Consider the following 25,896-nt stretch of genomic DNA (forward strand, 5'->3'; position numbering starts at 1 on the left):
TTCTTATTCAATTTTACACTCCTTTTTAGGGGATTAATCAGGAGTTTTCTTATATATACTAATTACTCTGCGTTATCTAAAAATTCTTTGAATCGTTCAGTAAACTTGTCAAAAAATGATTTAGATTTTTTCGTTTTGTGTTCCTTCTCTTCTCGAACTTCTTCTACAATCTCGTTTTCTTCCTCAATAGCTTCTTCTACTAACGCTTCTGGCACTTCTTTTACAACTACTTTTTCTTCAGTTTCCTTTTGTAAACCTTCCATTAACAACCCTACAGCAGTTGCAAATGCTGGACTTGATAATCCTTCATCTGAATCTCCCGCTAAGTGTTCATTTGGATACCCAATACGAACGTCCATTCCAGTAATATATTCTACTAACTGGCGTAAATGTTTTAATTGAGCTCCACCTCCTGTTAATACAATACCTGCAATTAGTTTTCCTTTTTGAGTTTCATGCCCATAGTTCTTAATTTCTAAGTACACATGTTCAATAATTTCTTGAACTCTAGCATGAATTATTTTTGATAAATTTTTTAGCGTAATTTCTTTAGGTTCTCTTCCTCTTAACCCAGGAATTGAAACAATTTCTGTTTCTTTATTTTCTCCAGGCCACGCAGAACCAAACTTAATTTTTAATAATTCAGCTTGTTTTTCAATTATTGAACAACCTTCTTTGATATCTTCAGTAATTACATTGCCTCCAAAAGGGATGACTGCTGTATGACGAATAATTCCGTCTTTAAATATTGCTAAATCTGTAGTTCCGCCACCTATATCAATCAAAGCTACACCTGCTTCTTTTTCTTCTTGACTTAATACTGCTGATGCTGACGCTAAAGGCTCAAGAGTAATGTCTGATAAATTTAACCCTGCACTCTTAATACATCTGCCTACATTTCGGATAGAAGAAACTTGACCTACTACTACATGAAAGTTAGCTTCTAATCTTCCTCCATACATCCCTATAGGTTCTTTTATATCTGGCTGACTATCTACTTTAAACTCTTGTGGTAATACATGAATAATTTCTTCACCCGGTAACATTACCAATTTGTGTACTTGGCTAACTAAATTTTCTATATCGTTAGCATCAATTACCTCTTCTGATTTTTCTCTTGTTATGTAGTCACTATGGTGTAGACTACGTATATGTTGACCAGCAATACCTACTACAACATTTTCTATTTTATGCCCTGAAATACTTTCTGCTTCTTCAGCTGCCTGCTGAATAGACTGAATAGTTTGCGTAATGTTATTAACTACTCCTCGCTTTACACCTAAACTTTTCGCTTTACCAATACCTAAAACTTCAAGCTTACCGTATTCGTTTCTACGACCAATCATGGCAACAATCTTGGTTGTACCAATATCTAAACCAACTGCTATTTTATTGTTTTCCATCTTGATTTTGTTTTGTGCACACAACTTGGTTGTGGTATTTTACATTTATCGCTTTATAGTTATTAATGGTTTTGTCTGTAAATGCTTTGTTATAAAATGCTGTTAGCTTTTTAAACTTTATTGAGGCATCTGTTAACTCTCCAAAAATTATCTTATAATCACCACTACGAACTGTAAATGTATATTCGTTTTGGGCGTCTTTTTGAATAGCAATAATTTCTTTAGCAAAAAAACTATTACTATTTATGTTCTTTATTAACGTCGTTAATTCTTTGATTTCTTTTGCCCCCCTTACTCCTAAAACTAATGGTACTCTTGCTGAAAAATTTGTTGATAACGGAATTTCAACTCCATACTTATCAACATAAAAAGATGTATCTTTATCAACAATTCGAGCTATCGGTGTTCGTTGTTTTATCGTAGTTTTTAACACCCCATCTACAGTTAAAAACACAGCTGTTTTTTCAACATACGGATTCGCCGAAACATTAGCCTCTAGAAAGTGTAAATCTACCAATCTTTTTGGTTGGTTTTTAACAAATTCATTATTTTGTATTAACAATTTATCAACCATACTGTGTGTCAAAAAGTTATTATCTCCAGCAGCAAATTCTACCACCGTATTTTTCACCTTTTTCAATCCATTTCTATTGGTTGTAAAACCATACAAAAACACCAAAAACATCAACAGCAAGAAAAAAGACAGATATGTTGCTAATTTTTTCATTCTATTTTTTGTGTTTTTCTTTTAATTTATCTTTTACTTCATCAACCAATAAGCCAATATCTCCTGCACCTAACATTGTTACAATTTTTGACTCAGATTTTATGATTTCGTCACTTAATTTTTCCTTTGATATTAGCTTTTTATCATCAATGGTAATTTTCTCTAACAACCAACTAGAGGTAACTCCTTTTATTGGTAACTCTCTCGCTGGATAAATATCTAATAAAAATACTTCATCAAACAACGATAATGCTTTAGCAAAATCATCTGCAAAATCTCTTGTTCTACTAAACAAGTGTGGTTGAAATACAGCTAATACCTTTTCTTTGGGGTACATCTCTCTAACAGATTGCGCTACTGCTTTTATTTCAGTTGGGTGGTGTGCATAATCATCAATCAACACAATATCTTCTGTTTTTAACCTATAAGAAAACCTGCGTTGTACCCCTTTAAAACTGCTTAATTGCTTTTTAACTTTCTCTAAAGACACTCCATAAACATCCGCAATAGCTAATGCTGCTAAAGCATTCATCATGTTATGATTTCCTGGTAAATGAAATGCTACATTTTTAATTTCTGATGTTGGTGTTTTTACATCAAAAACATATTTACCTTCTTCTATTTTTACATTATAAGCTTTGTAATCTGCTTCTTCATTAACTGCGTATGTTAAACCTTTTAAGGGCAATCCTTTTGCTACGATCAAAGTATCAGAAACTTTACTTGCAAAATCTCTAAATGATTGTTGTAAAAATTCGTTTTCTCCATAGATATCTAGATGATCAGCATCCATAGAGGTTACACAAGCTATATTGGGTGATAGCTTTAAAAACGAACGGTCAAACTCATCTGCTTCAACTACCGAAACTTTATCTTCTCCTAAAATTAAATTAGAATTATAATTTTCTGCAATGCCTCCTAAAAATGACGTAGCTTTTTCAGGCTGCATAATGTGCCCTAAAATAGAAGATGTTGTTGTTTTTCCGTGAGTTCCTGCCACTGCTAAACAAAAAGTACTCTTGGTTATTTCTCCCAACAATTCTGCTCTTTTTAAAACTGTGTATCCGTTATCTATAAAATAATTTAATTCTTGATGATTTTTAGGAACTGCTGGTGTATATACCACCAATGTTTTTTCTTTATTTAAAAATGAAATAGGAATATTCTTTACAGCGTCTTCAAAATGGACTTCTACTCTTATTTCTTCTAAACTTTTAGTGATAGGTGTTGGTGTTTTATCATACCCTGCAACTACTTTTCCATTCACAGAAAAATATCGTGCTATGGCGCTCATTCCTATTCCGCCAATACCTATAAAATAAACGTTATGTATCGTTTTTAAATTCACTAATTGATTAATTTTTCTATTTCGTTAACGATATGATTTGTTGCATTTGGCAACGCTAACTCATTAATATTTTCACTTAAACTTTCTTGTTTTCCTTTGTCTTTCAACAAGGTTTCTAACACAACAGGAAAGGTATCTAGTTCATTCTCTTTAACTACTAATGCTCCGTGTTTATCTGCAATAGATTTTGCATTTTTTGTTTGATGGTCTTCGGCAACGTTTGGTGAAGGAATAAAAATAGTTGGTTTACCTACTATACATAATTCTGATACTGAACTTGCTCCTGCTCTTGATACAATAAAATCTGAAGCAGCATAGGCTAAATCCATTCTATTTAAAAACTGATGCACTTGTACATTCTCTAATTCATCATATTTTTTATAATCTTCAAAATACAACTTACCACATTGCCATATTAATTGAACTCCTTGCTTTTTAAAGAAGTTTAAATTTTCTTCTACCAATTGATTTATCTTACGAGCTCCAAGACTTCCTCCTAATATTAAAATTGTTTTTTTAGACGTATCTAACTCAAAAAACTCTTTGCCTTCTTCTATTTTTGTATGGATAAATAACAAGTCTTGACGAACAGGGTTCCCTGTTTTTTCTATTTTATCTTCAGAGAAAAAACGCTCTAAATTATCGTATGCAACACATATTTTCTGTGCTTTTTTCCCCAATAATCTATTGGTTATTCCAGGATATGAATTTTGCTCTTGTATTAAGGTTGGTATTCCTTTCTTATTAGCAACCATTAATGTTGGTCCGCTTGCAAAACCTCCTGTTCCAACAGCAACATCTGGTTTAAATTTTCGTATAATTAGATATGCTTTCCATAAACTACTTAACAATTTAAATGGAAATAGTAAGTTCTTTAAAGTTAGTTTTCTTTGGATTCCTGAAATCCACAATCCTTTGATTTCATATCCTGCTTGTGGAACTTTTTCCATTTCCATTTTATCTTTTGCTCCAACGAACAAAATGTTAGCTTCCGGGTAACGAACTTTTATTTCGTTAGCAATTGCTATTGCAGGATAAATATGACCTCCTGTACCTCCACCGCTTATTATGATATTAATCGATTGTTTCATACAGTCTTTTTTATGTTAACAGTGTTGTATGTAACACTCATAATAATTCCAACCCGTATATCTGTATTTTTAGTCCAGCGTTTCATGTAAAATATCTAAAGGGTTATCATCTAAAATTGTTTCTTCAGTTTCGTTTTTAGAAGCGCTTACACTTAAAATCATTCCTAATGCGAAACATGTCATCCAAATAGAGGTACCTCCACTACTAATTAGCGGAAGTGTTTGTCCTGTTACTGGTAAAATATTCACTGCTACTGCCATGTTTATCATTGCTTGAAAAACAATGGGAATTCCCACCCCCACGACTAATAAAGTTGCAAATATGGTGGTAGCTTTTTTGGCGGTTATTAAAATTCTGAAAAGCAATAAGAAATAAATAAATATTACCACTATCGCTCCTGCAAAACCGTATTCTTCAACAATAATTGCATAGATAAAATCGGATGAAGATTGTGGTAAAAAGTTTTTCTGTACACTTTTACCTGGTCCTTTACCTATTACTCCTCCTGTAGCAATAGCTATTTTGGCCTTTTCCACTTGGTAATCTTCTTCTCCGTCTGATTGGGAAAAGCTTTCAATTCTACTTTTCCAAGTGTTTACACGGTTGGGCATTGCATCTGGAAATGCTTTCGCTACTAAAATAAAAAAAAGGAAAGCAAAAAGTCCTATTCCTAATATATAGCCTATATATTTCAACGGGTATCCCCCTATAAAAGAAACCATTAAAATCATAAAGAACACCATAGCTGTCGTTGAGAAGTTTGCTGGTAAAATTAACACCAGTACTAAACCTACCGGAAGCCACAACTGCAATAGACTTTCTTTAAAAGAAATTACTTTTTCTTTATTTTTTGCTAAGTATCGTGCAACATATACCATTAACACTAAGCCTGCTAGTGTAGAGGTTTGAAACCCAATACCTACAAATGGAATACGAATCCATCTACTCGCATTTGCCCCTCCAATGGTAGTTCCTTGCGCTAAGGTAAAAACCAACAGCAAAACAACAACAGGCAGCATTAAAACGGAACCTCCACTGAAGTACCTATATGGAATTTTATGCACTCCATAAATTACTGCAAACCCTGTAATTAATAATACAATGTGCTTTACCAAATGCCCTAAGGTAGAACCGTTACCAACTACATACACCAAATTGGTACTCGCACTGTATATTGGCATAAACGAAAATATCGCCAATACTGCAACTATAGCCCAAATGGCTCGATCTCCTTTTATATGTCGAAAGATGTTTTTCATCAATCTTAATTATACTTTATATATTTCTTACAGCTTCTTTAAATTTTCTTCCTCTATCTTCATAGCTTTCAAATAAATCGAAACTAGCACATGCTGGCGACAACAACACCGTATCTCCTCTTTGCGCTACTTTATAAGCTACTTTTACTGCTTCTTCTGCTCCAGCTGTTTCTACCATAACATCTACTACATTTGCAAAAGTGTCTATGATTTTTTGATTATCTAATCCTAAACAAACTATTGCTTTTACTTTTTCTCTCACTAGAGGCAATAAATCAGTATAATCATTTCCTTTATCAACTCCTCCTACAATCCAAACTGTTGGATTATCCATACACTCTAATGCGTAAAAAGCTGCGTTGACATTGGTAGCCTTACTATCGTTAATGAATTCAATTCCATTTACTTTTTGCACTTTTTCTAAACGGTGTTCTACACCTTCAAAATCAGATAGGCTTTCTGCAATTGTTTCTTTTCTTACTTTTAACAACCTTGCAGCCATTGATGTAGCCATTGCGTTTTTTGTGTTGTGCTTTCCTTGTAATGTTAGTTCAGAAACCTTCATTAATTTTTCTTCTGTATTAAATTTCATTATTATCGTGTCTTGTCTTAAAAAAGCCCCGTATTCCAATTCTTTCTCTACTGAAAATGGCACTAGCGTTGCTTCTGTTTTATTATTTTTTAACCAATTTTGAATTGCTTCGTCATCGGCGTCGTATATTAAAAAATCATCTTTTGTTTGATTTTTTGTAATTCTGAATTTTGAGTTTATATAGTTATCAAATTCATATTCATATCGATCTAAATGATCTGGTGTTATATTCGTAATTATTGCGATATGTGGTTTAAATTTTCCGATTCCATCTAACTGAAAACTACTTAATTCCAACACATATTCGTCATACTTATCATCAACCACTTGTTCAGCGAAACTATCTCCTATATTTCCTCCAACTCCTACATTTAAGCCTGCTTTTTTTAATACATAATGTAGTAACATGGTTGTGGTTGTTTTTCCGTTTGAACCTGTAACACCTACAATAGTTGCATTAGTAAATTCTGAAGCAAATTCTATTTCTGAAATTACTTTAATTCCTTTTGAAATCAACTTTTGCACCAATGCTACTTTTTCTGGAATTCCAGGACTCTTCATCACCACGTCAGCATTTAGAATTTTATCTTCTGTATGCTGATTTTCTTCAAAATCGATTGAATTATGTAAAAGAACTTTTTTATATCGCTCTGCTATACTTCCTTTATCTGAAACAAAAACTTCATATTCTTTTTGTTTTCCTAAAAGTGCTGTTCCTACACCACTTTCTCCCCCACCAAGAACAACCAAAAGCTCCTTAGTTCCCAAAGGGGAAACAACCTCATCACTTCTTTTTTCTTGCTTACTCACTTTCTGTTCTCTTTTAATCTCTTTGTCTTTATTTTTCACTCCCTCCCTTTGGGAGGGTTAGGGTGGGCTTTTATCTTAACTTCAATGTTACTATGGTAAATACCGCTAATAAAATTCCTACAATCCAAAAGCGTACTACAATTTTACTTTCGTGATAGTTTAGTTTTTGATAATGGTGGTGTAGAGGTGACATTTTAAATATTCGTCTTCCTTCTCCAAACCTCTTCTTTGTGTACTTAAACCATGAAACTTGTAGTATTACTGATAAATTCTCGACTACAAATATTCCAGCTAAAACTGGTAGTAACAATTCTTTTCTTATAGCAATTGCTATTACTGCTATGATACCTCCAATAGTTAAACTCCCGGTATCTCCCATAAATACTTGTGCTGGATAGGTGTTATACCATAGAAAACCGATTAAAGCTCCTGCAAAAGCCAAAATAAACACCGTCATTTCTCCTGACTTTGGGATGTACATTACATCTAAGTAGTCTGCAAAAATGATGTTACCAGATACCCAAGCAAAAATTGCCAGTGTTATCACCATAATTGCTGATGAACCTGCCGCTAATCCATCAATACCATCAGTTAAATTTGCACCATTTGAAACTCCTGTAACGATAAAAACGGTAACAAAAATGAAGATTATCCATCCATATTTTTCATATCCATCTCCTAAGAAGCTTAATGCCTTTGCATAATCTAACTCGTTATTCTTTAAAAAAGGAACTGTTGTTTTTGTCGATTTATGCGCTTCTCCAAACACCTTCTTTTTACCATCTACTTGCACAACTTGTTCTGAAGTTGGCAATTGTTCTTTTATGGTTACATCTTGATGAAAATACAGCATTGAACCTACGATTATACCTAATCCTACTTGTCCTAAAACTTTGAACTTTCCTTTTAACCCAGCCTTATCTTTTTTAAACACTTTTATGTAATCATCCGCAAAACCAATAAGCCCCATCCAAACAGTCGTAATTAATAAAATAACGATATATATATTTTCTAGCTTTGCTAAAAATAACACAGGAATTAATGTTGCAAGGATTATAATTACACCTCCCATAGTTGGTGTTCCTGCTTTTTGTACTTGACCATCTAAACCTAAATCTCTTACTGTTTCACCTACTTGTTGCCTTCTTAAATAGTTAATTATTTTTTTACCAAAAATGGTTGAAATCAACAGAGATAATATGAATGCCATTGCAGATCGAAATGTGATGAATTGAAACACACTTGCTCCTGTTAAGCTAAATTCACTTTCTAAATATTGAAATAAATAATACAGCATTCGTTAGTGTTTTTTTAGTTGATTAAAATAGTTGGTTACTTCTTCTAAATCATCAAAATGATGCCTAACACCATTTATTTCTTGGTAAGTTTCATGTCCTTTTCCTGCAATAAGTACAATATCTCCTGAAGTTACTAGTTTACAAGCTGTTTTTATAGCCTGTCTTCGGTCTACAATTGATAGTGTTTTTTTATAATTTTCTGCCGCAACTCCAGTTTCCATTTCATCAATTATCGATTGAGGATCTTCTGTTCTAGGATTATCTGAAGTAAAAATAGCTTGGTCGCTCAACTGAGAAGCAATTAATGCCATTTTTGGGCGCTTTGTTGTATCTCTATCTCCACCACAACCTACAACTGTAATAACAGTTTCATTTCCTGTTCGGATATCATTAATAGTTTGTAATACATTTTTTAGTGCGTCTGGTGTATGTGCATAATCTACTATTGCTGTAACTCCCTCATCAGAAACTGTATATTGAAATCTTCCACTCACACTTTCCAACTCACTTACAATACGTAAAATTTCTATTTTCTCTAGTCCCAACAACTCTGCTACTCCATAAATAGCTAACAAGTTGTACGCATTAAATTCCCCTATTAGCTTTGTCCAAACTTCTACTCCATTGATTGTTAACAAGGTTCCTGAAAGACGTTTTTCTAACACTTTTGCTTTAAAATCTCCGATTGTTTTAAGCGCATAAGTTTGTTTATTCGCCTTTGTGTTTTGTAACATTATTTGCCCGTTCTTATCATCAATATTTACTAAAGCAAATGCTGTTTTTGGTAACGAATCAAAAAACGATTTTTTTACATCACGATATTCTGCAAATGTTTCGTGATAATCTAAATGATCATGTGATAAGTTTGTAAATACTCCTCCTGAAAACTCTAACCCTTCCGTACGTTTTTGATGAATTCCATGAGAACTTACTTCCATAAAACAATAGTCAACTCCGGTTTCAACCATTTTTGATAGATATTGATTTATCGCTACTGAATTTGGCGTTGTATGTGTCGCTTTAAATTCTTCTTCATCAACCATCACTTTCACGGTTGACAACAGCCCTACTTTATATCCTGCTTTTTTAAACAGTTGATACAACAAACTTGCAATAGTAGTTTTACCATTTGTCCCTGTTACTCCTACTAATCGCAAGCTCTTTGACGGGCTGTTATAATAATTTGCTGCCATTATTGCTAAAGCAGCATTTGAATCTTCTACTATAATATAAGTTACTTCTTCACTTCTATCGTTCGGCATTTCTTCACAAACAATAACTTCAGCACCTAACGATACTGCTTTCTCTATAAACTGATGTCCGTCTACCGTTACGCCTTTTTGAGCTACAAAAACATCTCCACTCCCAACCTTTCTGCTATCAAAATGAATTGTTCCTATAGTAATATCTATATTTCCGTAAACTTCTTTTACAGCTACCTTATATAATATGTCTTTTAATCTTTTCAACTATGATAGTTTTAAATATATCGTTGCACCTTTTGAGACTTTCAGTCCTCTATCTACAGATTGTTCCGTTACCTTTCCTACTCCTGAGAATTTAACTTTTAGCCCCATGTTCTCTAGCAGTGCAACTGCGTCCATTCCACTCATACCTATTACTTTCGGCATGATTGTTTTATATTTTCTTAATTTTTGATAGTATTCTTGATACTCTTTACCAAGAGCTTCTTCTGAAATCTCATCAGATACAAATTGGTTATTAATTGCTGTTGATGTGTAAATCTTTTGAGCTATCTCTTTAAATATAGGTGCCGCCACTATTGCACCATAATATCCTTTTTCTTTTTTTGGACTATGAACTACTACAATGCAAGAGTATTTTGGTTCATCTGCGGGAAAAAACCCTGCAAAAGAAGCTACATATTTTTGATTTGAGTAATACCCTCCTTCGTACTCTCCTTTAGCATTCTTAGTTCTTGGAATATATTTTTTTGCTGTTCCAGTTTTTCCTGCCATAGAAAAGTTTGGTGAATATATCCTCTTACCTGTTCCGTATTTTATAGTATTCTCCATCACTTTTCGAACTTTATTTATAGTTTCTTGTGATGCTATTTTTTCTTTTAACACTTCCGTTCCAAAGCTTTCTTCTACCTTACCTCCAACTCTTAACTCTTTAACAAAGTATGGCTTCACCAATTTACCGTCATTTGCAACTGCGTTATAAAACGCCAATGTTTGTAATGGCGTAAGATGAATCCCATACCCCCAAGCCATCCATTCTAGCGAAATCGGACTCCAACTTTTCTCTGTTGGCTCTGGTATATAAGGCTTCCCTTCTCCTTTTATTTTAACACCTGTTAATTGATCTAATCCAAAAGATTTGATTCTATCCGTGAATTTTTTTGGGTTCTTATCGTAGTATTTTTGGATTGTTTTTACAATTCCAACATTTGAAGAAACCTCAAATACTCTTCCTAATGATATTTTTCCGTGCCCTCCTCTTTTACTGTCTTCTACTTTACGGTTATTAATATAAATTCTACCTTTTTCACAATCTACCACTGTTGAAGTATCTACAACTTTGTCTTCTAAAGCCACCATTAAACTAGCTAACTTAAAGGTTGATCCTGGTTCGTGACTCTCCCAAACTGCATAATTTCTTTTTTCGTAATACCTTCCTTTAGAAGTCCTCCCTAAATTAGAGATTGCTTTAATCTCTCCTGTTTCTACTTCCATCACTACAGCACAACCATGATCTGCTTCAAAATACTCCATCTGTCTTAACAGAGCATGATGCGTAATATCTTGAACATTTACATCTATTGTAGTAATTACATCACTTCCATCTATTGGTTCTTTCTCATTTACATCATTAATAGGTTTCCATTGCCCTTTGGCTATTTTTTGCTTTAAGCGCCAACCATTTTCTCCTTGCATATAATCTGCAAAAGCACCTTCAATTCCTGCCCCTCCCCTATAGTCATCATACCCAATAGTACGTTCTGCTATTTTACCAATAGGATGTACACGAACTGTTTTTTGTTCCGCTATAAAACCTCCTCGATATACTCCTCGGTTAAAAATCGGGAAGCTTTTCATCCTCACATAATCATTATACCCTACATTACGAGCTATTAACAAATAACGGTTTCTACGCTTTTTTGCATTACGTAATTTCTTTTGATAATAGCTTGCTGGTTTCCCTAACAACCCAGAAAGTGATTCAGAAAGTGCTCGGATATTCTTTTCAAAAACTTCAGAATCTACCGACACCACATCCATACGAATGGTAAATTTTGACATAGAAGTTGCTAGTAAATTTCCATCTGCCGCATATACATTTCCTCTATTCGCAAAAATAGTATCGTTTTTAACTGTTTTTTCTTCAGAAAGCTTTCTATACTTATCCCCTTCTACATATTGAAGTTTAAAAAGTCTAAAAATGATAACTACAAAGAAAAGCGTCATTAAAACAACTATCACGTAGAGTTTGTTTAATATGCCTTTTTTTATTACCATTTTGTATTACTCTTTATTATATGTTACTTTTATTTTTTGAGGCGGTTTTTTTGCAGGGTACAACCCTTTACTCTTTACTTTATCTCGAATACTACTTTCTAACTTCATTCGCATTAGTTGAGTACTCGTATCTACATCTTCAGCCCGCAACTCTCTTTTTTTCTTATTCAGTGCTGCTATTTCCACCACTTTTGCATCTGCACTATGCGAACTATAAATCATTACCAACAACAGCAGCACCACAAAAATCAGAATCCGCCAATTTTTAAACGAACTTTCATCCGTAAGAAAACTTCCTCTTAAAAGATCATATATACTATTTCTTACTTTAGACATTATTTCAATGTTGCTATCCTTAATTTCGCACTTCGTGCCCTGTTATTTTCTTTTATCTCTGCTTTTGTTGGTATAATCATTTTACCAACTTTTTTAAGCGGCTCGCTAGTATTACCATAAAAATCCTTTTCTGGCTCTCCACTAAACAACCCTGTTCTTATAAATCGTTTCACCAACCTATCTTCTAACGAATGATATGAAATCACACTTAGTCTTCCTTCTTCATTTAATAAATCTGGCATTTGCTCTAAAAACTCTTTCAATACTTCCAACTCTTGATTTACCTCAATACGTATTGCTTGAAAAATTTGTGCTAATATTTTATGTTCCTTTGCTTTCGGAAGAAACCTATGTAACACTTCTTTTAACTCAAAACTTGTTTTAATCTCTCTATCAACCCTTGCTTCAACAATAGTTTTCGCCAAGGTTCGCGCATTTCGCAACTCCCCATATAAAAACAACACATCCGCCAAATTTTCTTCACTATATGTATTGATAATTTTTTTTCCTGAGAGATTAGACTTTTGATCCATTCTCATATCTAAATCTGCATCAAAACGAGTTGAAAACCCTCTTTCTGCTTCATCAAACTGATGTGACGACACTCCTAAATCAGCCAACACACCATCAACCTTCTTTACACCATAAAAACGCAAAAACCTAGATATAAATCGAAAATTCTCACCAATCAACACAAAGCGTGAATCGTCAATTTTATTTTGCTGTGCGTCCGGATCTTGATCAAAAGCAAACAATTTTCCTTTTTCTCCTAAACGACTTAATATTTCTCGAGAGTGCCCTCCTCCTCCAAAGGTCACATCCACATACACACCATCTTCTTTTATATTTAGCGCATCTACGCTTTCCTTCAACAAAACTGGATTATGATAACTCATCTGCTTCCGTATTACCCATCACTTCCTCTGCTAAATCAGCAAAATCAACAACAGCATCATCAATTACTTTTTCGTACTTATCCTTATCCCAAATCTCAATAATATTCACTGCAGAAGAAAGCACTACTTGCTTTTCAATCCCTGCAAACTGACATAAATCTTTCGGAACCAATATCCTTCCAGAAGCATCCACATCTACTACTTTTACACCAGCTGTAAACCTTCTGATAAAATCATTATTTTTCTTTACGAATCGATTTAGTTTATTGATTTTTGCCATCATCAAATTCCATTCTTGCATCGGATACAACTCCAAACAAGACTGAAAAACAGACCGTTTAATCACAAAACCCTCTTGCAACACAGAAGACAACTGCTTCTTGAACGCTGATGCCATCATCAACCTTCCTTTAGCATCTACCTTACACTCATATGTTCCAATTAAATTTACCACGTAAAGAAACTATAGTTTGCATCAAAAATAAAAAATATTTACCACTTTTTACCACTTTTTACCACTTTGTTAATAAGTTTTGTTTTTCGAGCTAAAAAACTGATACTAAAACACTTCAACACTACCCTTATACACGAAATAATAAAAATGAAAAAGTGATAAAAAAGAACTACATTTGTGGTAAAGTCAAATCAGAAACATATATGACTGAATTTTTAAAGAAAGAAGACAAATTTACATATGCTGAAGCAGGAGAAGGAAGCCCAATTATCATCCTTCACGGATTAATGGGAGCTCTTAGTAATTTTGGTTCCACTTTTAATCATCTTTCAAAAAAAGGATATCAAGTTTTTATACCAGAATTGCCCTTATACACCTTACCTCTCCTTAAAACTAACGTGAAAAATTTAGCCAAATTTTTACATGATTTCATAGAATACAAAGGACTTAAAAATGTTACTTTATTAGGAAATTCTTTAGGCGGACACATTGCTTTATATTATACAAAACATTATTCTGAAGATGTTAAAGCATTAGTTTTAACAGGTAGTTCAGGACTGTACGAAAATTCCATGGGAGACAGTTATCCTAAAAGAGGAGATAAGGAGTTTGTTAGAAAAAAAGCACAAGATGTTTTTTATGATAAAGCTATAGCTACAGACGAACTTGTTGATCAAGTATATGATGTTATTAACGATAGAAATACTTTGATTAGAACTTTAGCCATTGCTAAAAGTGCTATTCGTCATAACATGGCCAAAGATTTACCCAACATGGAACAACCTACCTGTCTAATTTGGGGAAAACAAGATAGTGTTACTCCACCAGAAGTTGCTGAAGACTTCAAAAAGCTCTTACCTGACGCTGATTTATTCTGGATTGACAAATGTGGACATGCAGCTATGATGGAAACTCCAGAAGAGTTTAACGAAATTTTAGAAAACTGGCTTTCCAAACGAGAAATATAACAGCTAAACTAGCTTAAGTATAGTATGAAAATAAAATCTGCTGAATTTGTAATGAGTAACAGCAATGTTACCAAAGCTCCTAAAGACAGAATACCTGAATATGCTTTTATTGGGCGTTCAAATGTTGGTAAATCATCTTTAATCAACATGTTAATGGAGCGTAAAGATTTAGCTAAAATCTCTGGAAAACCAGGAAAAACACAGCTTATCAATCACTTTAAAATTAACGGTGAATGGTTTTTAGTAGATTTACCAGGATATGGTTATGCTCAGGTTTCAAAAAAGAAACGCACTATCTTTCAATATTTTATTGAGAATTACTTTAAAGAACGTGAGCAACTTGTTTGCACCTTTGTTTTAATTGACTCCCGCCACGATCCACAGAAAATAGATTTAGAGTTTATGCAGTTTTTAGGAGAAAATCACATTCCTTTTTGTATTGTTTTCACAAAAGCTGATAAACTCGGTAGCTCTAAGTTAAACAAACAAATTACTACTTACAAAAAAAAGCTATTAAATTATTGGGAGGAATTACCAATGAGCTTCGTTACTTCTTCATCTACAGGAATGGGACGTGATGAGTTTTTAAACTTTATTGATCAAGTAAACGAGGACGTAGCAGAAAACTTCAAATAATCTTTCTGAGCTTAAGGTAACACCTATTATGCACTCTACTAAAGAAAACTTACAAGTTTTACATGAAGACAACCATATTATAGTTGTTAACAAACGTGCAGGTGATATTGTGCAAGGTGACAAAACTGGTGACAAACCACTTTCTGACGTAGTTAAAGAGTACATCAAAAAAAAACACAACAAACCAGGAAATGTTTTTTTAGGGACTGTTCATCGTTTGGACAGACCTACCTCGGGTATTGTTATCTATGCCCGAACTTCAAAAGCTTTGGAGCGCTTAAATAAAATGTTGCGCGACAAAACCATAAAAAAGACTTATTGGGCAGTAGTGCAACAACAACCTAAAAAAGCTGCTGACACTTTAACAAATTATTTAAAAAAGAACCCTAAGAACAATAAGTCTACAGCCTACAACAAAGAAGTTAACGGCAGTAAAAAAGCTATTTTACATTACACAACACTAAAAAAATTAGACAACTATTCGTTACTTGAAGTTGACTTAGAAACAGGTCGTCATCATCAAATTCGTGTACAACTTTCTAACATTGGTGCTATTATTAAAGGTGATTTAAAGTATGGCGCTAAAAGAAGTAATAAAGATGGAAGTATTCATTTACATGCTCGAAAAATAGAATTTACACATCCAGTTAGTAAAGAGCTTATTAAAATCACTGCCCCAACTCCTTCTGACCCAGTTTGGGATGCTTGCTTGTAATTTGTATATTTAGACAAATTTCACATAAGATGAAAGCTCTTAAATTTTTAACTATCTTAATATTCCCTATAACCGTATACATTTCGTTTACAAGCATGGGTTGGTTAACATTATTACCTTTAGTCGTATTTTTTGGGTTTGTTCCTCTACTTGAACTGCTTTTTAACCCAGACAAAGAAAACCTTAGTAAAGAACAGGAAGAGCAAGAAAAAGAAAATAAGATTTATACTTATATCTTATACACAACAATACCTATTCAATTACTTTTTTTAGGATGGTTTTTATGGATGATGAAAGATGCACAATTAACCACCATAGAATATATAGGAAGAATCTCTGCTATGGGCTTACTATGTGGTGTAATTGGCATTAATGTAGGACATGAATTAGGTCATCGGAACAACCGTTTTGATGAGTTTTTAGGTGAGATTTTATTATTAACATCTTTAAATACTCACTTTTTACCCTATCATAATGCCGGACATCATTTTAATGTAGCTACACCTAAAGATGCTGCAACCGCAAGAAAAAATGAAATAGTATATCTATTCTGGATCCGTTCTCATTTTCAAAGCTACTATCAAGCTTGGGAAACAGAAAACAGACGCCTACAAAATTCTGGTAGAAATTGGCTTCATCTACAAAACAGAATGCTCATATATACGATTTGCAACATACTGTTATTAGCAGGTACTTTCTTTCTCTTTGGATTAAATGCTCTACTTGCTTTTACAGTAGCAGCTATTTTTGGAATTTTATTACTAGAAACTGTAAACTATATAGAACATTACGGACTACTACGTAAACAAAACGAAAAAGGTCGTTATGAACGTGTAAAAAGAACTCATTCATGGAATTCTGATCACAGAATTGGCATGTTAATGCTGTTTAACTTATCCCGTCACTCCGACCATCACTATAACGGAAGTAAACATTATCAACTCTTAAAATCCCTACCTGAAAGTCCGCAAATGCCAACAGGATATCCAGGTATGATGCTCGTAGCTTTGGTGCCTCCTTTATGGTTTTCAATAATGAATAAAAAATTACAAGATATATAACTTATGAATATTCCCGAATTGGTTCAGTCGCAAAAAAACTATTTTGCAACACAACAAACCAAAGGTATCTCCTTTAGAAAAAGTGCTTTAAAAAGACTACAAAAAGAGCTTATTACAAGAGAACAAGATATTATCAAAGCTTTACATGATGATTTTAAAAAACCAGAATATGAAGCGGTGATGACTGAGACTTCTATTGTTTTAGCTGAATTAAAAATGGTAATAAAGAACATTCATTCCTGGAGCAAACCTAAACGTGTATTACCATCTTTATTAAACTTTCCTTCCTCTGCAAAAATTTATAAAGAGCCTTATGGTACAGTTTTAATTATTGCTCCTTGGAACTACCCGTACCAACTCGCATTTGCCCCTCTACTAGGTGCTATTGCAGCAGGAAATATGGTTGTTTTAAAGCCTTCAGAATTAACACCGCATACGAGTAAAATTACCACAGAAATCATCGAAACTGTTTTTGATAAAAATCATGTAGCTGTTGTAGAAGGTGGCGTTGATATTTCTACAGAATTACTAGCGCAACGTTGGGATTATATTTTCTTTACAGGTAGTGTTCCTGTTGGTAAAATTGTCGCCAAAGCCGCTGCTAATAATTTAACTCCTGTTACCTTAGAATTGGGAGGAAAAAGTCCATGTATTGTTGACGAAACTGCCAATATTAAATTAGCTGCAAAACGCTTGGTTTGGGGGAAGTTCATTAATGGTGGTCAAACTTGTATAGCTCCCGATTATTTATTAATTCACAAATCAGTTAAGGAACAATTTATAAAACAGTTTAAAGAAGAAATTTTTAGAGCCTACGGAGAAAATCCTCAAAATTCTCCAGATTTCCCACGTATCGTAAACACTAAAAACTTTGATCGTTTAGCTTTGATGCTTGAAAATGAAAAGTGTGTAATTGGCGGACAAACTGATAGAAACGATCGCTACATTGCCCCAACATTAATTAACGAACCTAGTTTGGATAGTGAAGCAATGAAAGGTGAAATTTTTGGACCTATCTTACCGCTAATTTCTTATGAAAATGAAGCTGATATTGAAAAAATAACAGCTAAATACGACAAACCTCTGGCTTTATATGTTTTCACCAATAGAAATTCATTTGCTAAGAAAATGATTGAGCGTTTTTCGTTTGGTGGAGGTACAGTAAATGATACTACCGTACATTTTGCTAATCATAGGTTACCTTTTGGTGGCGTGGGAGAAAGTGGTATAGGTAGTTATCACGGAAAAAAAACTTTTGATACTTTTTCTCATCATAAAGGAGTGGTTTCTCGCGGAACTTGGTTAGATGTTCCTACTCGATATGCTCCATACAAAGGAAAACTACAACAATTAAAAACTTTGATGAAATTAGGGTAATTTATTATATAAAAGATAAGTAGACACAAGAATCAAGACACCCACAAATGAGTGAAAAAACCGTATCCGAAGCAGTTAATTATCGTCGTTCAGTAAGAGTTTATGACCCTGAAAAACCAATTGACACTGCTGTTGTAAAAAAGTGTTTGAAACAAGCAAGTTTAGCTCCTACCAGTAGTAACATGCAACTATGGGAGTTTTATCATATTACCGCAAAAGAAACTATTGAAAAAATAGCTCCTTTATGTTTTAATCAAAATGCTGCCAAAACTGCGCAACAATTGGTTGTTTTTGTAGTTCGTAAAGATTTATGGCGTAAACGTGCCAAAGCCAACTTAGCTTTTATGGATAAAGTGTTTGGAAAAAACAATCCGAAATCGGAGCAACGAAGTAGAGAAAAAGTAGCGCGTAACTACTACGGAAAGTTAATTCCTTTCACGTATTTTGATTTCTTAGGAATTTTTGGTTGGCTTAAATATTTAATGGTTCTTATTGTTGGACTTTTTCGACCGATGTATCGTGAAGTTCGCAATAGTGATATGCGCATAGTTGCACATAAAACCTGTGGATTAGCTGCACAAACATTCATACTCTCAATGGCAGCTGAAGGTTACGACACTTGCCCTATGGAAGGTTCTGATACTTGGCGTGTAAAACGCTTGTTGAAACTACCTTTTGGTGCAGAAGTTAATATGATTGTTTCGTGCGGAATCCGTAAACCCGAAGGTGTTTATGGAGAACGTTTTAGAATTCCTTTTGAGGAGGTTTATAGAGAGGTTTAATAATATCTTTTAGGTTTAATTATTTTCATCTCATTAACTGTTTCTAAATTGACTAAATCATTTAATGTTTGATTAAACTTCCATTCTCTTTTAAAAAACGTCCAATTTATAACCACGTCATCATTAACCTTATAAAAAAGCACTCCTATGCACTTTTCTAATCTATGTTTATATTTAAAATACTCTACATTAACATTAAGAAAATTATTATAATCCATCTCCCCCTCTTCTTTCACTGGTATAAAAACAAACCCTACCCTATTTGTAGCTACAAACCTATAAGGAAGGTTCATTTTGTCTTCCTTATCTTTTTTAACATCCTCCAACGCTGATTTATACCTCAAAACAAATTGTTCTATTTCAACTCTACTAAGTTTTGCTAATTCAGCTAATAAAAGATAATATTTAGTAGATTTTTTTTGTTCTTCATCCACCATAATATTTTGAAAATTAGACACAACGCTAAATATATCATTATTACCTATATCCAGTTTGGACAAGTTATCTCTATAATCACCTACTTTAGAGACATCTAATGTCGTTATAAAATGACTTAAAAAATATTGCTCTGGAAAACCAACAACATTAGTTCCATGACAATTATAAAACTTTTCCCTAAACTTCAAATACCTGTCTAACTCTATAGGTGTAGTCAGATATTTGCAAACCCAATAATAATCTTCATAATTTAAAACATGAATAACTCCAACCTCATTACTGTCAAAGAATTTACACTCCCTATTTTCTTTATTCAGCTTTTCATCACATTTATAAACTACCAACTTATTAACAGCACTCAAATTAGCCTTTGAAACATCTATTCTTTCCTTTTTTTCATTTTCAACAATTATCTCTTCATACTTATTAAAATAACGAATTGTATTTTTAATTTGATCTTTTGCTTTTTTTTTCACTTTATTTAAAAACCAATTATCAACATTATTAGTTGTTGCATTATCACAATTCCTTTCCTTTATTTGTATAACAAAAAGTAAATCATCAATAATTATAATGTTATCCGCTAACTCTTTTTGCTCTCCTCTTTGGGGATAAAATTCATTTTTACTGAAAGTAAACTCCTTAAAAAAAACATTAACATTAATTAATGTTACTAATTCTTCAGATATCGTTTTTTTCTTTAAGCCTTCTTTTCCTTTCATACATTAATTTTATAAGTAAATAAAAACTATTCCTTCTGTAAAAACACCAACTTATTTTTACTCTTCTTTATAGCTGCTTCATTGAGAATCATTTTTACAAACTCACCATCTACATATTTTTGTGCTTGGTCTTTGTAATAAGGACTAAACACATTTCCTGATTGTCCTGTAGGTAAAATCGCAATGCTATTCTCAACATCAGAAAAATCAATTACTCTACGTGTTGAAGGCCCTCCGTGAATCTTATACATTCCTGTACTATCCAACTTAAAAATCTGATTGTTTATCACTTCATTTCCTCCAATGGTTTCAAACGGACCTACATTAAAGAATTTACGCAACAAACCTCCCGCTTTACCAATAGCGTGTTCATACTCCACTGAAATCACGCGATTCCACGTCCAATTTTCTACATTTTCTCCTAATTGATTTTGTAAAAATGTGATGGATTTTTGAAAAGCTGTGGTAATTATTTCATTTCTGGTTTCAACTTTATTAGTTGTTGAAATATCGTCCCACCAAACTGATTGTTCTCTTTTAGCTTGTTGTGCTAATACTTGATCTTGTAATTGCGTATCAATAAACAACTGAAAGCTATCTCCTAACTCATCTTTATAAGTAGCAGTTAAGAATTCATACAAAAATCGATTATAAATAGTCGGAGCTACGTTGGTTTTTAAATATTCTCCATTCCACTTTTCTAACACCGAATATGCTTTTTTAGCTGAAGGAGATAATGACGACTTATCTACACTTGCTAACAACTCTCTTCCTATTTCTGGCACAACAGGTGAAGTAACATCATAAATCATTTCAGCTACATCCTCTTTTGTAAAATCATTTTTAGGTTCTAATAACTGAACAATTCGCTTCGCTCTGTCTTCTGGTTGATAATATCCCGGATATAATTTACCTCTCACGGAATCGGGTTGATTATTTGCTGAATACACATAATTCCAACTAGGATTTTCAGCTTGCGGATTTTCTTCAAAAGGTAAATACGCTACAATCTCATCCTTACCAGAAGCTCCGTTTAAATACATTTTAGAAGATAGGCTATCTCTTAACCTATATAGTTTAGCTGATGCAAACCAACCTACATTTCCTTTGGCATCACCATACATTACATTTAGTCCTGGTGCGTGTATTTTAGCAGTTCCTGTTTTAAAGTCTTGTAACGAATTTGCATGCGACATTTTATGTGATGCTTCTAACAATTGATTAGGCAGTTGCGTATAAATCCAATTCATTGCAATTGGTCTTTCATCTGTTACATACTCTATTAATCCGTTCATAATCGGACCATGTTTACTAACTTTAACTTGATATGTGGTATCTTTTCCCCCTTTAACCTTTATACGCTTGTCCCATAACTCATATTTCTGGTATCCATTAGGTGTTTTGTACTCCATTGAATTTTCTGGATTATTTTCTTCTACATAAAAACTCAAATCATCATTTGCCAACATTGTTAGTCCGTAAGCATACTCTTTATTGTGTCCTAACAACGGAAATGGCATCAAAGCCAGATTAAATCCGTAAATTTCAAAATCAGGAGTTTTTATATGGTTTTGATACCAAACCGATGGTTGAGAAAATGTGATATGCGGGTCATTAGCAAAAATTACCTTACCGTTTTTAGTTTTAGGTGGTGCAATTACCCAAGAATTACTTCCTATAAAAGGTGCAACTGGTAATTGTTCTATAATCTCATTAACCGCAACAGACATTTCTGCTTTAATAGCTTCTTTATTCGTTGTCTTATTCAGTGTTAAATTTTTATCGAAAGAATTCAACAACTCATTTACATAGGGCTCGCCTAACTTTTCTTTTACTTCAGTTAACAGCGGATCGGTTTTATGTGCAATCGCAAAACTAAATGCCATATAACCAAAAACATTATACACATCTTTAATTGTATAATTTTCTTTATCCAGCCCTACCAAATAAAATTCTAACGGGGTTGCCCCTTCTTCTATGAACTGATTAACTCCATTTAAATACGCTTCCGTTAATTTATACGTTTCTGAATTTTTATCTAATTCCTGAATCGTTTTTTCAGCAGCTTCTTCAATTCCTAATCCAGCAAAAAACTTATCTACTCTTACTAAGTCTTTACCAAAAACTTCTGCTAATCTTCCTGCAGCAATTCTTCTGATGAGTTCCATTTGCCACAATCGGTCTTGTGCATGTACATACCCTAAAGCAATGTAGGCATCTTTTTGATTTTGCGCATTGATATGCGGCACTCCAACCTCATCATAATAGACCGTAACTTTATCTGAAATTGAGTTAAGTTCTAACTCTCCTTCATAAGTTGGATGCAGAGTTTTTGTAAATAGCCAAATTCCAACACTTAGTAACACTAAAAGTAGTAGAACAATTTTTAAAGATTTCTTTAATAACTTCATTAGGGATGATTTTTTTCAAAGATAACAGATTTATTTGTTGTTCCTCTTCTGGATAAATAGTGTAATTTTTACACACTTTTACCCTTTAATTACACACTTTTTACACATAAAAATATTATCCTTTCAACCTTTACAAAACAACAATCACCTAACAATCAACAAATTGCATCTTTCAGTGTTTTAATTAGAGTTGATGGCATATTTATTTCAATACAACAAGCAAATATGTAAATAACTTAAAAACTTAATATCATGAAAAATTTAATTTTAGCAGCGGCAATCTTAGCAGGAGCTTCAACTTACGCAACAACAAACAACACTATTTCTCCTATTACTCCAGTTCATACAGTTGTAGAGAACGGTTTTCAAGAAATTTCTTTAGATAAGTTACCTGCAGCGGTAGCAAAATCTGTTAAAGAGAGTTTTCCTAAAGGTAAATTAAGCAAAGCTTTTGTAAACGGAAAAGAGCAGTACAAATTAGAAATTACTTTAGAAAACGAGAGTAAAACTCTTTTTGCTGACAAAGAAGGGAATTGGTTAGATGCAAAAGAAGTAAAATAACTTACACACATTTCCCTTGTAGTATTACAACAATAAATAATTATAACTTAAAAACTTAATATCATGAAAAAATTAATCTTAGCAGTAGCAATCTTAGCAGGTGTTTCAACTTACGCAACAGTAAACAATACTATTTCTCCTATTACTCCAATTCATACAGTTGTAGCTGATGGGTTTCAAGAAATTTCTTTAGATAAATTACCTGCAGCATTAGTAAATTCTATTAAAGAAAGCTTTCCAAAAGCTACTGTAAACAAAGCTTTTGTAAACGAAAAAGAGCAGTACAAATTAGAAATTAGCGCAGAAAAAGTCAGTAAGACTATTTATACTGATAAAGAAGGTAACTTGTTAGAAGAAAAAGAAGTAAACAATACTAAAAAGTAATTTTTTTATTTCCCTCCTCAATTTTATTGACAAAAGAGCGTTTTCATGTAAAACGCTCTTTTTATTTTTACAGAGAATTTTTATACAAACAATTTAGAGCAGCCATTTTTATGAAAAATATTTTATTGGTAGAAGACGATGTTACTTTTTCTAATATGCTAAAACATTTTTTAGAGCGACACAAATATGTTGTTGAGGTTAGCTATACCATTAAAAATGCCTCTACCCTATTGAAGGAAAATTCATACAATTTAATTTTTACTGATTTACGTCTTCCTGACGGTAATGGTATTGATTTATTAAAACAAAGTAAAAACACTAATAGTAACATCCCTGTTGTTTTAATGACGAGTTATGCTGAAGTTTCAACAGCAGTTCAAGCGATGAAACAAGGTGCTTTTGATTATATTTCTAAACCTTTTAATCCTGATGAAGTTTTAGAAGTAATTAGTAATGCTCTAGAAGTTAAAACCGAACAAATTACTGAACCTAAAAAAGAAGACAAGAAGGTTTCTAATTCTAATATTGTTACTGGTATAAGTGCGGCTTCTAAAAGCCTTTATGAGCATATCCATTTAGTAGCTCCAACTGACATGTCTGTTCTTATTACAGGCGAAAGTGGTACAGGTAAAGAAGTTGTTGCTAGCACAATTCATACCCAAAGTTTACGTAAAGACAAGCCTTTTATTGCCGTGGATTGCGGAGCTATACCTAAAGAGATTGCCTCAAGTGAATTTTTCGGGCATCAAAAAGGATCATTTACAGGAGCTATAAATGATAAAATAGGACATTTTGAAGCAGCTAATGGAGGTACTCTTTTTTTAGATGAAGTTGGAAATTTAAATTACGAAAGTCAGGTACAACTTTTACGTGCTTTACAAGAAAGAAAGATTAAACCTGTAGGAAGCAGTAAGGAAATTATGGTAGATATTCGTTTAATTACTGCCACTAATGAAGATTTATTATCTGCTGTTGAAAAAGGTAATTTTAGAGAAGATTTATATCATCGTTTAAATGAGTTTTCTATTAAAGTCCCTAATCTAAATGATAGAAAAGACGATTTAATTCTTTATGCCGATTTCTTTTTAGAAAAAGCCAACAAACAACTCAATAAATCAATCGCTGGCTTTTCTCATGAAGTACTCACTTTATTTCAACAATATAGCTGGCCAGGAAACTTACGAGAGTTATCTAATGTTATCAAAAGAGCTACACTTTTATCTCAGACAGAAATTATAGAAAAAGAGGTGTTGCCTGAGGAACTAAAAAACACTGAAGATCAATACAGCATCCCTAATGAATTTTCTACCAAGGAAAATGAAAAAAAACTTATTATTAGAGCTTTACATGAGGCTAAAAATAACAAAACAAAGGCTGCAAAGCTTTTAAATATCACTAGAAAGACTTTGTATAATAAACTGAAAGAGCATAAAATAAATTCTTAATTATTCAGCTTATACTGTACCTAAAGAATATAGCTTTACAGTAACTTCTTGCATTCCACTTTTTAAAATCGCATCGTTAATACAGGTGGTATGCCCCATTAAACCAACTTGTTTAAAAAGCTTAAATACCATTCTACCATTTACATACAACTCATAAAAACAACCACTTTGGTTCGCTTCTATAAAATATCTATTCATACTTTTGTATTGTAAAGGTTGTATGTTGCTGTAAAGTTTGTCTATCGGTCTCATTTCTTTTGTTTGCCCACAAGCTGTAAGCACCAGCAACATACAAAACAAATAAACACTATATAAAAACGCTTTGTGCATTACCTTATAATTTCTAATTTGTTGCTTCCTTTGGGTTTGTGTAGGTAGATATATCTAGAAGATCTAGTTTTTTTTAATTTCCCGTCTCTAATTTTGTTAACTCCAAAAGAAAAAGCAGCTCTACCTGTTCTTTCAATACTTTTTAAAGCTACAATTCTCCCTTTTCCACCAAAAATCATTTCATACTTATCTAAAGGAACTTTTCTTTTAAAACTAGAGTCAAAAATCTGTTTAAAACCTCTAATTCTATCCTTAATACTTTCCTCATTAACATCACTATACGCTTCAGATTTTAAAAACTCTAATTCTCTGTTTTTAACTAAGCTTACCCATTTAGCTTCGTCTTGATTATAAATAACATCAGATAGG

The 25,896-nt window shown here is 33.0% G+C and carries 25 protein-coding genes; 9 read left to right on the forward strand and 16 right to left on the reverse strand.

The window, feature by feature from the left end:
- Positions 1–62: 62 nt before the first annotated feature.
- The 12 genes from ftsA to mraZ form a co-directional block, all read right to left on the reverse strand.
- Positions 63–1,403 (reverse strand): cell division protein FtsA, encoded by a 1,341-nt coding sequence (gene ftsA / locus MK851_RS11880; RefSeq protein WP_320244146.1) that lies wholly within the window; start codon positions 1,401–1,403, stop codon positions 63–65.
- The gene (locus tag MK851_RS11885) at positions 1,390–2,130 is read right to left on the reverse strand and encodes a cell division protein FtsQ/DivIB (RefSeq protein WP_303510065.1); all 741 of its coding nucleotides are present in this window, start codon (positions 2,128–2,130) and stop codon (positions 1,390–1,392) included. Before MK851_RS11885 ends, ftsA begins: the two co-directional genes overlap by 14 nt.
- Before the next feature lies 1 nt (position 2,131).
- Complete coding sequence (gene murC, locus MK851_RS11890; protein WP_320244147.1) at positions 2,132–3,478, reverse strand: UDP-N-acetylmuramate--L-alanine ligase; 1,347 nt, start codon at positions 3,476–3,478, stop codon at positions 2,132–2,134.
- Complete coding sequence (gene murG / locus MK851_RS11895) at positions 3,478–4,569, reverse strand: undecaprenyldiphospho-muramoylpentapeptide beta-N-acetylglucosaminyltransferase (protein ID WP_320244148.1); 1,092 nt, start codon at positions 4,567–4,569, stop codon at positions 3,478–3,480. The genes murC and murG overlap by 1 nt, the downstream gene beginning before the upstream one ends.
- Before the next feature lie 69 nt (positions 4,570–4,638).
- Positions 4,639–5,829 carry an FtsW/RodA/SpoVE family cell cycle protein gene (locus MK851_RS11900; RefSeq protein WP_115901785.1) on the reverse strand — a complete coding sequence of 397 codons (1,191 nt, stop codon included), beginning with the start codon at positions 5,827–5,829 and terminating at the stop codon, positions 4,639–4,641.
- A gap of 16 nt (positions 5,830–5,845) precedes the next feature.
- Positions 5,846–7,231 (reverse strand): UDP-N-acetylmuramoyl-L-alanine--D-glutamate ligase, encoded by a 1,386-nt coding sequence (gene murD, locus MK851_RS11905; protein ID WP_413788389.1) that lies wholly within the window; start codon positions 7,229–7,231, stop codon positions 5,846–5,848.
- Positions 7,232–7,301: 70 nt separating this feature from the next.
- A complete protein-coding gene (gene mraY / locus MK851_RS11910) occupies positions 7,302–8,528 on the reverse strand; it encodes a phospho-N-acetylmuramoyl-pentapeptide-transferase (RefSeq protein ID WP_320244149.1) in 1,227 nt (408 codons plus the stop codon).
- A gap of 3 nt (positions 8,529–8,531) precedes the next feature.
- Positions 8,532–9,998, reverse strand: a complete 1,467-nt coding sequence (locus tag MK851_RS11915; RefSeq protein ID WP_320244150.1) for a UDP-N-acetylmuramoyl-L-alanyl-D-glutamate--2,6-diaminopimelate ligase — start codon at positions 9,996–9,998, stop codon at positions 8,532–8,534.
- The gene (locus tag MK851_RS11920; RefSeq protein WP_320244162.1) at positions 9,999–11,960 is read right to left on the reverse strand and encodes a penicillin-binding protein; all 1,962 of its coding nucleotides are present in this window, start codon (positions 11,958–11,960) and stop codon (positions 9,999–10,001) included.
- Between the two features lie 57 nt (positions 11,961–12,017).
- Positions 12,018–12,347 carry an FtsL-like putative cell division protein gene (locus tag MK851_RS11925; RefSeq protein WP_303510076.1) on the reverse strand — a complete coding sequence of 110 codons (330 nt, stop codon included), beginning with the start codon at positions 12,345–12,347 and terminating at the stop codon, positions 12,018–12,020.
- Positions 12,347–13,243, reverse strand: a complete 897-nt coding sequence (gene rsmH / locus MK851_RS11930; RefSeq protein WP_320244151.1) for a 16S rRNA (cytosine(1402)-N(4))-methyltransferase RsmH — start codon at positions 13,241–13,243, stop codon at positions 12,347–12,349. The genes MK851_RS11925 and rsmH overlap by 1 nt, the downstream gene beginning before the upstream one ends.
- Complete coding sequence (gene mraZ / locus MK851_RS11935; RefSeq protein WP_303510079.1) at positions 13,230–13,697, reverse strand: division/cell wall cluster transcriptional repressor MraZ; 468 nt, start codon at positions 13,695–13,697, stop codon at positions 13,230–13,232. The genes rsmH and mraZ overlap by 14 nt, the downstream gene beginning before the upstream one ends.
- A 203-nt stretch (positions 13,698–13,900) precedes the next feature.
- Between mraZ and MK851_RS11940 the strand changes: the two genes are divergently transcribed.
- Genes MK851_RS11940 through MK851_RS11965 form a run of 6 tightly spaced genes read left to right on the forward strand, consistent with a single transcriptional unit; the run spans position 13,901 to position 19,236 of the window.
- Positions 13,901–14,665 carry an alpha/beta fold hydrolase gene (locus tag MK851_RS11940; RefSeq protein WP_303510083.1) on the forward strand — a complete coding sequence of 255 codons (765 nt, stop codon included), beginning with the start codon at positions 13,901–13,903 and terminating at the stop codon, positions 14,663–14,665.
- Between the two features lie 24 nt (positions 14,666–14,689).
- Positions 14,690–15,301 carry a ribosome biogenesis GTP-binding protein YihA/YsxC gene (yihA, locus tag MK851_RS11945; RefSeq protein WP_303510085.1) on the forward strand — a complete coding sequence of 204 codons (612 nt, stop codon included), beginning with the start codon at positions 14,690–14,692 and terminating at the stop codon, positions 15,299–15,301.
- Between the two features lie 28 nt (positions 15,302–15,329).
- Positions 15,330–16,016, forward strand: coding sequence for an RluA family pseudouridine synthase (locus MK851_RS11950; protein WP_320244152.1), 687 nt, complete (start codon positions 15,330–15,332; stop codon positions 16,014–16,016).
- Positions 16,017–16,045: 29 nt separating this feature from the next.
- Positions 16,046–17,077, forward strand: a complete 1,032-nt coding sequence (locus MK851_RS11955; protein ID WP_320244153.1) for an alkane 1-monooxygenase — start codon at positions 16,046–16,048, stop codon at positions 17,075–17,077.
- A 3-nt stretch (positions 17,078–17,080) separates the two neighbouring features.
- Positions 17,081–18,454: an aldehyde dehydrogenase gene (locus tag MK851_RS11960; protein WP_320244154.1), complete on the forward strand. Its 1,374-nt coding sequence runs from the start codon at positions 17,081–17,083 to the stop codon at positions 18,452–18,454.
- Positions 18,455–18,501: 47 nt separating this feature from the next.
- A complete protein-coding gene (locus MK851_RS11965; RefSeq protein ID WP_320244155.1) occupies positions 18,502–19,236 on the forward strand; it encodes a nitroreductase family protein in 735 nt (244 codons plus the stop codon).
- Here the strand turns inward: MK851_RS11965 and MK851_RS11970 are convergent.
- Both MK851_RS11970 and MK851_RS11975 read right to left on the reverse strand, forming a co-directional pair.
- A complete protein-coding gene (locus tag MK851_RS11970) occupies positions 19,233–20,396 on the reverse strand; it encodes a hypothetical protein (protein ID WP_320244156.1) in 1,164 nt (387 codons plus the stop codon). The genes MK851_RS11965 and MK851_RS11970 overlap by 4 nt on opposite strands.
- Positions 20,397–20,422: 26 nt before the next feature.
- Positions 20,423–22,807, reverse strand: a complete 2,385-nt coding sequence (locus tag MK851_RS11975) for a penicillin acylase family protein (RefSeq protein ID WP_320244157.1) — start codon at positions 22,805–22,807, stop codon at positions 20,423–20,425.
- A gap of 252 nt (positions 22,808–23,059) precedes the next feature.
- Between MK851_RS11975 and MK851_RS11980 the strand changes: the two genes are divergently transcribed.
- The 3 genes from MK851_RS11980 to MK851_RS11990 all read left to right on the forward strand — a co-directional run bounded on the left by MK851_RS11980 (position 23,060) and on the right by MK851_RS11990 (position 25,197).
- On the forward strand, positions 23,060–23,368 hold the full coding sequence (locus MK851_RS11980) for a hypothetical protein (protein ID WP_303510102.1): 309 nt from the start codon (positions 23,060–23,062) through the stop codon (positions 23,366–23,368).
- A gap of 63 nt (positions 23,369–23,431) precedes the next feature.
- Positions 23,432–23,752: a hypothetical protein gene (locus MK851_RS11985; RefSeq protein ID WP_303510103.1), complete on the forward strand. Its 321-nt coding sequence runs from the start codon at positions 23,432–23,434 to the stop codon at positions 23,750–23,752.
- A 110-nt stretch (positions 23,753–23,862) separates the two neighbouring features.
- Complete coding sequence (locus MK851_RS11990; protein ID WP_320244158.1) at positions 23,863–25,197, forward strand: sigma-54 dependent transcriptional regulator; 1,335 nt, start codon at positions 23,863–23,865, stop codon at positions 25,195–25,197.
- A 9-nt stretch (positions 25,198–25,206) separates the two neighbouring features.
- Here the strand turns inward: MK851_RS11990 and MK851_RS11995 are convergent, their stop codons facing one another.
- Complete coding sequence (locus tag MK851_RS11995; RefSeq protein ID WP_320244159.1) at positions 25,207–25,395, reverse strand: hypothetical protein; 189 nt, start codon at positions 25,393–25,395, stop codon at positions 25,207–25,209.
- A gap of 131 nt (positions 25,396–25,526) precedes the next feature.
- On the reverse strand, positions 25,527–25,896 hold a 370-nt coding region (locus MK851_RS12000; RefSeq protein ID WP_320244160.1), incomplete at its 5' end, for a hypothetical protein.

This window comes from Tenacibaculum sp. 1B UA, assembly GCF_033978845.1.
Lineage (GTDB): Bacteria > Bacteroidota > Bacteroidia > Flavobacteriales > Flavobacteriaceae > Polaribacter.